This is a genomic window from Terriglobia bacterium (assembly GCA_036496425.1).
Taxonomy (GTDB): domain Bacteria; phylum Acidobacteriota; class Terriglobia; order 20CM-2-55-15; family 20CM-2-55-15; genus 20CM-2-55-15.
In genome coordinates this window covers 1-2778 of record DASXLG010000334.1, presented here as the reverse complement: position 1 = coordinate 2778, position 2778 = coordinate 1, and the positions used below count along the sequence as shown (strand labels likewise).

The 2778-nt window shown below is 57.8% G+C and carries 5 protein-coding genes; 2 read left to right on the top strand and 3 right to left on the bottom strand.

The features are described 5' to 3' along the window. The coding region (locus VGK48_24205; protein HEY2384290.1) for a hypothetical protein at positions 1-430 on the bottom strand (430 nt) is incomplete at its 3' end. Between the two features lie 107 nt (positions 431-537). Here VGK48_24205 and hisN point away from each other — a divergent pair. Further along, a complete protein-coding gene (gene hisN, locus VGK48_24200) occupies positions 538-1332 on the top strand; it encodes a histidinol-phosphatase (GenBank protein ID HEY2384289.1) in 795 nt (264 codons plus the stop codon). A gap of 15 nt (positions 1333-1347) precedes the next feature. On the opposite strand, the gene VGK48_24195 is transcribed toward hisN, so the two are convergent. Both VGK48_24195 and VGK48_24190 read right to left on the bottom strand, forming a co-directional pair. Beyond that, complete coding sequence (locus tag VGK48_24195; protein ID HEY2384288.1) at positions 1348-1995, bottom strand: MOSC domain-containing protein; 648 nt, start codon at positions 1993-1995, stop codon at positions 1348-1350. A gap of 16 nt (positions 1996-2011) precedes the next feature. Then, a complete protein-coding gene (locus tag VGK48_24190) occupies positions 2012-2377 on the bottom strand; it encodes a hypothetical protein (GenBank protein ID HEY2384287.1) in 366 nt (121 codons plus the stop codon). A 50-nt stretch (positions 2378-2427) separates the two neighbouring features. Here VGK48_24190 and VGK48_24185 point away from each other — a divergent pair. Further along, on the top strand, positions 2428-2778 hold a 351-nt coding region (locus VGK48_24185; GenBank protein ID HEY2384286.1), incomplete at its 3' end, for an MFS transporter.

The window sequence follows — 2778 nt, the reverse complement described above, 5'->3', positions numbered from 1 at the left end:
AGGGCGGTCCGGCTGTAATGACGGTTGCGGTCGTTTTCTTGTCTCCGCCTCCCCAGCCCCGCAACAGAAGAATCGTTCCGACCACGGCGGCGGTAACGACGATGGCGGCAAGAATAATCCACTTGCTCTGTCCCGGCGCCTCGTCGTCGGGCGCCGGCCTGGCGGGCAGAGGGGCCGCAGCTGGAGTGGAATTCCTCGTTACACTTGGGAATGCGGTTGCTGTCGATGCGAGCGGCAATTCCGGTAGAACGGACATGTCTACGATGGGCCTCGAATTCTCCTTCGCAAGAGCAGATGCATTCTCCGCCTGTTGAACGCTGGCTGCAGACCCCGGATCCGGCGTACTTTGCGCCATCACCGGTGAAAAACTTAGAGCTACCGTGATAGTCCAGGACATCACTGCACACAGTTTGGGATGTCGCAATTTCATGCTTGGATATCTCCTTTGGCTGAACCGCCAATTTGTCGTGATCAGAGGTGCACCCGGTGTTCCTTTCCGAACGGGCATCGTGATCGGATAAACTCGAAACATTGCGTATGTCTGTCGATACCGCCACGATCGCTTTTGCTCACACTCTGGCCGATAAAGCCGGTGAGGTCATCCGTCCCTTCTTCCGCCAGAGAATCGAAGTCACCGACAAGGGTCTCGAGAAAGGCAGCGTGTTCGATCCCGTGACTGCCGCCGACAAAGGCGCAGAACAGGCGATCCGCGCCATCATCGAACGCGAACGTCCCGACGATGGAATCCTCGGTGAAGAGTTTGGCGAGAAAAAGTCCGCCAGTGGCCGCACCTGGGTTCTGGATCCGGTGGACGGAACCCGCGCCTTCATCACGGGCCGGCACGAATGGGGTTCATTGATTGCTTTGGAAGACAATGGCCGCGCAGTCCTCGGCATCATGGATCAACCGGTTTTGCGCGAACGTTTCATCGGGGTGAACGGCCGGGCGGAATTGATTGCGGGCGGCACGAGCCTGCAGCTTCAGGTCCGCCAATGCGGAGACATTGCGGCCGCCGTGCTCTGCGCAACCCATCCGGATGCGTATTTCTCAGAGAACGAGCGTAAGGCATTCGTCCGGGTGCAGCGCAAAGTGCGCATGACCCGCTTCGGCGGCGATTGTTACCTTTTCAGCGTCTTGGCTCTGGGATTTATCGATCTGATCATCGAGGCAAGTTTCCACCGTTGGGATGTCGCGGCCTTGATTCCTATTGTCGAAGGCGCCGGCGGAATCATCACAAACTGGGAAGGCCAATCCTGCGCCGCCGGCGGCCGGATCCTGGCTGCCGGCGACCCGGGCATCCACGCCCAGGCAATAAAGCTGCTTAACCTGTAGGCGCTATGAGAATGTCTACAGAAGTCCCGCAAAATGTCTCCGCCACGACAGGGAAAGCGCCTCTACCGAAAGAACGCGTTCGATGCTGGCGCGGTCGCGCTCCGTGTTGAGGTACAGATCGACGATTTCTTTAATCGTCACTTGCCCCGGATCGCGCTCCGTCACCGTGATCATGTCGCCGCGCTGGATCGAGCCTTCCCGCAGCACGCGGGTGTAGAAGCCGGTGCGGCGGCTGTTCAGGAATGTGTCGATGATATCGTCGCGTTCAAACTTTGCCGCGAGTTTGAAACAGGGAAGCCGCGGCTGCGTGACCTGAAAGACTGCGGTTCCGATTTCAAGCCGGTCGCCGATGCTGATGCCATCTTCGAGAATTCCCTTGGTGCTGACGTTTTCCCCGAATGCTCCCCATTCCGCGATCTCGCGCCCCAACTCCCGCCGCCAGAATTCGTAATGTTCGGAGGGATAAAAGTAGACCGCCTTGTCCGGGCCGCCGTGAACCTTCAGATCTGCCTGCCCGTCTCCATCGAGATTCACTGAACGAACGCGAACGGTTCCGTCAACCGGCTCTTTAAAGATTCCGGTTAGAACGGATCCCGCTCTTACCGGAATCTCTTTCGGCAGACCCACATTTACGGATAGGACTGATGCTGGTGCAGACTTCATGCCGGACTCACGCTCCCTATTTGGCTTTTTTCAGCGTGAATTCGAACGGCATGCCCGCGGCATCTCCGGACATCTTGAGCTGATCCGGAGAGACGGCACCTTTGTACGAGATCATAAAAGGCATTCCGCCAAAATCAAATGTCACCGTGAATGTGATGTTGTTGCCGTCGATCTTTCCGTCTTTGATCGGGACGGGCATTCCGTCGAAGCCCGACGTCGAGCCCGTCAGCATGGCCCCATCTGCCTTGAAAGTAAAACTGATTGGAAACTCACCCTGCGGACTTTGAACCGATCCCGTCCAGGCGCCGTCGACGTCCGCTGCGTAGGCCGTGACTCCGAGCACCAACGCGATCAGCACGCTGGCAATTATTTTTGTTTTCATACCTCTCCTCTCTGATACGGTCGTTCGCATAGTAAAATCACCGGACTCTCGTGTCTACCACAACCAAACCCGAAGCTTCCAGCTCCATCAAAACGCCCGGATACGCCTGGGTCATCCTGACCGTTGTATTCCTGGCCGGCGTCGCGGCGCCGCTGAACCAGTTCAAAGTCCCGCCGGTCATGCCGGTGCTCATCGATACGCTGCACATCGACATCTCGAGCGCGGGCTGGCTGATGTCCATTTTCTCCGTCACCGGCTTCATTCTCGCGATTCCAGCGGGCTACATCATGCAGCGATTCGGAACGAAGACGACCGGACTGGTCTCGATCGCATTTGTAATCGCGGGATCGATCGGCGGCGCGCTTTCCGCAACGGCCGGCGCCTTGTTCTTGAGCCGTTTT

Excerpts from the sequence above, each read along its gene's own strand:
- hisN (HEY2384289.1), top strand. The coding sequence starts at position 538 with ATGTCTGTCGATACCGCCACGATCGCTTTTGCTCACACTCTGGCCGAT.
- VGK48_24195 (HEY2384288.1), bottom strand. The coding sequence starts at position 1,995 with ATGAAGTCTGCACCAGCATCAGTCCTATCCGTAAATGTGGGTCTGCCG.
- VGK48_24190 (HEY2384287.1), bottom strand. The coding sequence starts at position 2,377 with ATGAAAACAAAAATAATTGCCAGCGTGCTGATCGCGTTGGTGCTCGGA.